Below are 6,772 nucleotides of genomic sequence, written 5' to 3'. Positions count from 1 at the left end.
CCAATTCCTCGTCATGAATCTCGAGCGAAAGCTCAGAGTTCTTTTTTGGCATTTTTTCAGAAAGGTATTCGCGAAGATAGCTGTTTAAAAAACATTAAGTTGCCAATTCGTTCAGCAAGCCCTAATTAATAAAACACTAATATAACCAAATATAATCAAACAAAGGTATACCCTCTTTGTAAGGGCCTCATTCTTACAAAGAGGTCACGTTTTTAATATTCTTTGTTTCATATTCGAAGAGTCATTCTTTACTAATGGTGCATACAAATCCACTAGGAACAACCGTTTGCTAATATTCATCTTCGGAAATCCTTAACCCTTCTATTAAGCTATCAACCATTTCTTTTACTCTTCTCCGCTTGCCTTTTCGAAGTTTTTACCACTTTAATACTTCTTCTCAAGGTAGTAACTTTAATTGTGAAACTTGAGAAATAAAGGCTGTTTCGATCATTACATCATGTAAAGCTTTTTCTTTAACTTGTTCATCTATTCATTCTTGAAAAAAAGTTTTATAATACGATTTTAAAGATTCATATTCGCATCTATTTCAGATAGGCTTTTTAGCCTAGATAATGTTGTAGACTTTCAACTTAAAGAGGAAGAAACGGTTAAAAAAGACGATTATGATTATTGAATTTCTATTGTTTTTCTTTATAAAAAGTCGAACAAGACTTATCTTTCATAAAATATAGAGTAAAGGAGATTGACCGATAAATGGGTTGCGTATTAATTATCGCAGAAAAACCAGATCAAGGAGCAAAGTTAGCGGCTCCATTTCCACATCGAAAAAAACAAGGCTATATCGAAATTAACGAATGTTCGCATTTCCCAAATGGGGCTATCATGACGTGGGCGATTGGCCATCTTTGTGAACTCGTGCCACCTGAAGAATATGACTCGAAGTGGAAACGTTGGAAGTTAGAAACCCTTCCCATATTACCGACTACATTCCAGCATCGTGTGTCGAAAGGGAAGTGGAAACAATTTCAAATCATTCGTGAGTTTGTGCAAAAAAGAGAAATCAATGAAATCATTATCGCTAGCGATGCTGGCAGGGAAGGGGAAGCGATCGTTCGGCTCATTTTACAGCTTTGTCGCCCAAGGCAGCCATTAAAACGATTATGGATTTCATCCTTAACCGAAAGTGCCGTGAGAAAAGGCTTTGAACAGCTATTAGATGAAAAGGAAACGCGGAATTTGTTTTATGAAGCGTATAGTCGCTCGTGTGCCGACTGGCTCGTTGGCATGAATGCATCTCGAGTCTACTCCCTATTGTTAAAAGAAAAAGGAATTTCCAGTTTGTTTTCGATTGGGCGTGTGCAAACACCTACATTATCGCTCATTGTCAAAAGGGAAAAAGAAATCGAGTCCTTTGTTTCAAAGCCCTTTTGGGAAGTAATCGCCACATTTCAAATGAACGGAAAAATATATGAAGGAAAGTGGCACAAAAACGGTGAAACGAGGTTGGATGATGGCGAGTTAGCACAGAAAATTGCCCGCTTTTGTCAGGAAAAAGAAGCAGAAATAACTGAAATAAAGAAGGAGCGTAAACATTTTCAACCACCGTATTTATATAACTTATCATCCCTTCAAGCAGAGGCGAACAAACGATTTAAATTTTCACCGAAAAAGACGCTAGACATCGCGCAAAAATTATATATAAAAGGAAATATCTCGTATCCACGGTCTGATTCAAGCTTTGTCACAAAAGAGGAAGCAAACATGTTTCCGCAAATAGTAGCGAAATTTAACAAAATGAAAGAATATGAATCTTTTTTTCCGCTTCCGAATGACTCTTTGCTAAACAATAAACGGTACGTCAATGAAAAAAAGGTAACCGATCACTATGCCATCATCCCGACAGAGCAAGTCGTAAACGTAACAAGCTTACCGCCTGATGAGCAAAAAATATATGACCTTATTGTAAAACGATTAATCGCCGCTCACTACAATGAAGCGATCGTTGATTATACAACCGTACATACCGTTGTCGACGGCCGAGCCCAATTCATTTCAAAAGGAACACAAATGATTGAAAAAGGATGGCGTACCGTCTTATCACAAGAGAAGAAAAAGGAAGAAAAACATTTACCGCCTCTTTCAAAAGGAGAAAGAGGTGAGGTCAAACACGTAAAAGTGAAAGAAGGGAAAACAGAGCCACCGAAACGATATACGGAAGGTCAGCTTATAACGTTGATGAAAACAGCCGGCAAATGGAGTGAGGATGAAGAGCTAAGTAAAGTGTTACAAGAAACAGAAGGGTTAGGTACAGAAGCGACGAGAGCCCAAATTATTACGGTTTTAAAAGATCGGAAGTATATTGAAGTGAAGAAAAATCAAGTATATGCAACGGAAAAAGGAAAGCTTCTTATCTCATCCATTTGTTCAGATTTGCTTACATCGCCAGATATGACGGCAAAATGGGAGCAGCGTCTTAGAGAAATCGGAAAAGGGGAAGCATCTGCGAAGCAATTTATCGAGCAAACGAAGAAACTAGTTGTCAAAATGATTGACGATGCAAAACGTGGAAGTGAAAAATGGAATTTTGAATCATTTGACATTGATTCCTTACAAGAAAATCGCTTTTCGAAATCAAAAAAACAAACGGCAACAAAGCTCGGTACTTGTCCAACATGTGGTGGCGTTATTGTTGATAAAGGAAACTTTTACGGTTGTTCCAATTATACGAAAACAAACTGTACCATGACGATTTCCAAAACGATTTTATCGAAAAAAATATCACAGGCGAATGTGAAAAAGCTGTTAAAAGATGGGGAAACGAATGTCATAAAAGGGTTTAAAAAAGGGGAAAAAACATTTGACGCAAAGCTCAAGCTGCACAATGGAAAAATATCTTTTGCATTTCCTCAAGCAAAACAAGGATAAAAACGAAACAAAACCGTATTTTTTTTCGTAATAGTAAGTGTAGGAAATACAACGAGATATTTCTTGGGAAAGCGCAAAAATCGCCAATAATCGTGATTTGTGTCGAATAGAGAGGCGCTCTCTCTATTCGTATTTATAGCCCGTCAAATCTACGTATAGGACATAAGTGGAACGGTCTTCATCGATTTCAGAAGAAATGTATTCATACTCATATTCCCCAAGCTGTAAATAGTCGTTGTCAAAATAGGCTAAAACGTCTTTGTGACTTGATAAGTTGTATGTAAAAAGAAGGGGAGAAGGTTCATTTTCTTTATAAAGACGAATTTCCAATGTGACATGCTCATACGTTTTTGCGTCAAGAAATAGTTCTTCTTCATGGTCTTCTTCCACATAAATAACGAAACTATGTTGTTCTTTGGCAGAAGACGTTTTCCGAAATATTTTTCCATCTTTAATAAAATAATCACAAAGCCTGCGGCAAAATATTTCATGAACATCTAATTGTTCGTAATGATATAAAGCAGGGAAGTGATTTTTTTCATCATTTAATCGATATTCCAACTTCGCAAAATTCATCATCAAACCTCCAAAATCGGATTAGTATCCCTTATACTATAACATGGAGTTCAATGGAAAAGTTGGAAAATAAAAAAAAGGAGGAGTATTGTTGAAAAAGACAAGTAAGTTATTGACAGGAATTGTATCGGCTACAATGGTTACGAGTTTAGCCGCATGTAGTGAAGAAGAAGTGTCTTTACCACCTGTACCGGAAGATGATTCGTGTACAGAATGGGAATGGGATGATGACGACGGCGTATGGGAATGTGATGACTTCGATTCCCCACATTACGGGCACTATTATTATGGGGGAAGAACGTTCTCATCTAAATCGTCTTTACGTAAGGACTCGGCCTTTAAATCTTATCAATCAAGCAGTTCATTTAAGGGAAATGTGGGTTCTTCCAAAAGTACAAGCTCTGGGTTTGGATCAGGGAGTAAGGGAGGATTTGGCGGCTAATGGTCGGTGATCGTCACTCGTTTCGTCAAAAGAGAATCGAAACGTATCGTCAAATTGATCAATTTTGGCCAGATTTATATGATAGTGAATACGCTTTACTTGACATCATTCTATTTAACGAAAAAGAAATAGAAGAAATTCGTCTCGCAACGAACCGGGTCGCCCATATTTTTCATAAAACGGCGAAACTGTTGCGGAAAGCGGATGATGAAACGCTTATGATGCTCGACATACCGAGGGAGATGCTTCCATTTATTCGGCATCGATTTTTGCCGGTTGAAACTGTTATTGCCCGTTGCGATTTCGTTCAAACAAAAAGCGGGTATAAATTGCTTGAATTAAATGCCGATACCCCAACGTTTATTAAAGAAGTGTTTCATGTGAACGAATACTTAACCGATTATTTTCATGCCAAGAACCCGAATGTAGGAGTAGAAAAGCATTTAGCATTAGCGGTACGAAAAGCGATCATTGAATCGGCAATTAAGCTAAATAAAGAGGAGCCTTATATCGTCTTTACTTCTCATCATGATCATGAAGAAGATAAATTTACGTCTCTATATTTATTAGAAATTTCCGGTCTGGATGCAACGTATGTTCCGCTCCAGCAATTAAACATTGTCTCAGGTGAAGGGCTATATGATCAAAAGGGACGAAAAATCGATATTTTATATCGGCAAACATATCCGCTTGAACATTTAATTTTAGATGAAGATCCGATAACGAAAGAAAAAGTCGGGATTCAACTGTTAGAGCTCGTTACGAATCATCAATTGGCGATGATCAATCCGATTTCGGCTTTTTTGTTGCAGTCAAAAGCGGTTCAAGCCGTTATTTGGGGTCTTTTTGAGCAACATCATCCGTACTTTACAGAAGAAGAGCATCAGTGGATTTATACATACTTCCTTCCAACCTATTTAGACGACAACTTTTTTACGGAGAAGGGTATTCCATATGTGAAAAAGCCTAGCTTCGGCCGTGAAGGTGACACGGTTGAGATTTATCTAAATGATGGAACAGTAATGGAAGATCCGAATAAAACATATAAAGATTCGATCCCCGTTTTTCAACAATATGTTGAACTACCCACTTATGAAATAGAAACGATCGAAGGGAAAAAACGATCAAACTATTTAATTGGCAGCTTTCTAATTAATGGGGAAGCAAGTGGTATTGGCGTACGGGCAGGGGGCCCCATTACGGATAATGGCGCCTATTATCTTCCAATTGGAGTCCGTACAATTTAAAAAAAGAAAGGGTTGTACATTGTGATGAATTTTTCTAATTTATTTGTTTCAACACTTGCCTATGTAGGTGTTGCATCGCTTATGTTATTAATCGGAATTATTTTGTTTGAAGTCACAACGAAAAATAAAGAGTTTGAATTGATTAAAAACGGAAATAAAGCAGCTGTATATGCATTTGGCGGTCGGATTTTAGGTCTTGCCATCGTTCTTTACTCGGCGATAGCAAACTCAGTTAACTTAATCGATATGGTGATTTGGGGAAGTATTGCCATTATCATTCAAATCTTACTTTTTTATATTGCAGAATGGATCACACCGAAATTTAATATAACAAAAGCGATTGATGACAATAATGAAGCAGTCGGCTTGTTTTTATTATTTCTATCTGTCGGAATTGGGTTAGTTATTGCTGGATCGTTAACGTACTAAAAAGGAAGAGCGGAATCCGCTCTTCCTTTTTTAATCAATAATCATTTTATATGTATGTTGGTCACAAATAATAAACAATTTCGCATCATCTGGAATCAGTTCGTCTAATTGATGGGTGATGGACATATCTTGATGATTCGAAAGTAAAATGGCTCCCTTTTCACTAAGTTCATGCTTGGCATCAGCAAATGTCTTCCATTCCTTCTTTTTCGGAATATGATAAAGATCATGGCCGACATGACTAGTCAATTGACGAATAATTTCGGTTGTTCCATTAAACAGCATAGAACGTGCCGCAAGGTGTGCGGACATATCGTTTGGTGTAATAAACTCTTCAACATTTACATGTGTAAAGGCTTGTATATGTTTAGAGTCTGACACTTCACAAATCGTATAAATATTCTTTCCGTGCTTTTTACCTAGCCCTTCTAAAATGGAGGCGATTAATAATGTGTGACCATCTGCTTCCGACGGTTTTAATTCGCCATTTGGTGAAAAAATCATAACGGACTTACATTCGAGAAAATTGGCTTGTAAGAGCGTGTCCTCTGTAGCAGGATCCCCGTTAACAAACTCCACACGTTCATGAAGCAGGGGGATTTTTGCAAGGTTTTCGTCAATAATGACGATATGAATATGATCAAATGTTAAAAGGAGTTCACGTAAAGCAAGCTCTGTTTTTTTCGTCCAGTTTATTAAAACAATATGGTTTTTCGTTGTGATTTTCAATTTACCTTCCTCCTTCAGCCGTTTTCGTAATGTAAATGATTCAATGATTTTCCCGATTAAGACCGTCATAAGTCCGATTCCCATTACATATAAAAACATTGCAAATATTTTTCCAGAGACAGTCGTTGGGGAAATGTCTCCATATCCAACGGTCACGACCGTGGTCATCGTCCACCATAAGCCTTCAAACGGGCTAGGAAACGTTTCAGGTTCTAAGTACGAAATAAAGAAACTACTAAATAAAATGAGCGTTGTCGTTCCAAAAAATAAAGTCCAACCACTCATTTGAAGAGCTTTAATCCATAAACGTTTGAAAAACATCACGTGTCAAACACCTCAACTTTCCTTTCTTTCGTCATTTTACCATAAGAGGATAGGCTAGGTAATGTAAGCATTTTAAATGCTGACACATTGTTGACAAAATTTCTTTTTTTAGGAGAGGATAGAAATATGGAATGGAAAG

General features: G+C 37.3%; 6 protein-coding genes. 4 read left to right on the top strand and 2 right to left on the bottom strand.

From position 1 onward, the window contains the following. Window positions 1–714 precede the first annotated feature (714 nt). Window positions 715–2,886, top strand: a complete 2,172-nt coding sequence (locus MLD65_RS05550; protein ID WP_243290885.1) for a DNA topoisomerase III — start codon at window positions 715–717, stop codon at window positions 2,884–2,886. Between the two features lie 123 nt (window positions 2,887–3,009). Here MLD65_RS05550 and MLD65_RS05545 read toward each other — a convergent pair whose 3' ends face one another. After that, window positions 3,010–3,465 (bottom strand): hypothetical protein, encoded by a 456-nt coding sequence (locus tag MLD65_RS05545; protein WP_243290884.1) that lies wholly within the window; start codon window positions 3,463–3,465, stop codon window positions 3,010–3,012. 133 nt (window positions 3,466–3,598) lie between these two features. Between MLD65_RS05545 and MLD65_RS05540 the strand changes: the two genes are divergently transcribed. The 3 genes from MLD65_RS05540 to MLD65_RS05530 are packed head-to-tail and all read left to right on the top strand — an operon-like array spanning window position 3,599 to window position 5,580. Beyond that, window positions 3,599–3,904 (top strand): hypothetical protein, encoded by a 306-nt coding sequence (locus MLD65_RS05540; protein ID WP_481748496.1) that lies wholly within the window; start codon window positions 3,599–3,601, stop codon window positions 3,902–3,904. Beyond that, a complete protein-coding gene (locus MLD65_RS05535; RefSeq protein ID WP_243290882.1) occupies window positions 3,904–5,151 on the top strand; it encodes a glutathionylspermidine synthase family protein in 1,248 nt (415 codons plus the stop codon). The genes MLD65_RS05540 and MLD65_RS05535 overlap by 1 nt, the downstream gene beginning before the upstream one ends. Before the next feature lie 24 nt (window positions 5,152–5,175). Beyond that, window positions 5,176–5,580: a DUF350 domain-containing protein gene (locus MLD65_RS05530; RefSeq protein WP_243290881.1), complete on the top strand. Its 405-nt coding sequence runs from the start codon at window positions 5,176–5,178 to the stop codon at window positions 5,578–5,580. 30 nt (window positions 5,581–5,610) lie between these two features. Here the strand turns inward: MLD65_RS05530 and MLD65_RS05525 are convergent, their stop codons facing one another. Then, window positions 5,611–6,630: an ion channel gene (locus MLD65_RS05525; protein WP_243290896.1), complete on the bottom strand. Its 1,020-nt coding sequence runs from the start codon at window positions 6,628–6,630 to the stop codon at window positions 5,611–5,613. Between the last annotated feature and the right edge of the window lie 142 nt (window positions 6,631–6,772).

Origin of the sequence: Bacillus sp. FJAT-47783 (genome assembly GCF_022808615.1) — a bacterium.
Taxonomy (GTDB): domain Bacteria; phylum Bacillota; class Bacilli; order Bacillales; family Aeribacillaceae; genus Bacillus_BZ.
Note: the sequence above shows the minus strand (reverse complement) of the source record. Positions and strands in the feature narration are given on the sequence as shown.

Excerpts from the sequence above, each read along its gene's own strand:
- MLD65_RS05550 (WP_243290885.1), top strand. The coding sequence starts at position 715 with ATGGGTTGCGTATTAATTATCGCAGAAAAACCAGATCAAGGAGCAAAG.
- MLD65_RS05530 (WP_243290881.1), top strand. The coding sequence starts at position 5,176 with ATGAATTTTTCTAATTTATTTGTTTCAACACTTGCCTATGTAGGTGTT.
- MLD65_RS05535 (WP_243290882.1), top strand. The coding sequence starts at position 3,904 with ATGGTCGGTGATCGTCACTCGTTTCGTCAAAAGAGAATCGAAACGTAT.
- MLD65_RS05545 (WP_243290884.1), bottom strand. The coding sequence starts at position 3,465 with ATGATGAATTTTGCGAAGTTGGAATATCGATTAAATGATGAAAAAAAT.
- MLD65_RS05525 (WP_243290896.1), bottom strand. The coding sequence starts at position 6,630 with ATGTTTTTCAAACGTTTATGGATTAAAGCTCTTCAAATGAGTGGTTGG.
- MLD65_RS05540 (WP_481748496.1), top strand. The coding sequence starts at position 3,599 with ATGGTTACGAGTTTAGCCGCATGTAGTGAAGAAGAAGTGTCTTTACCA.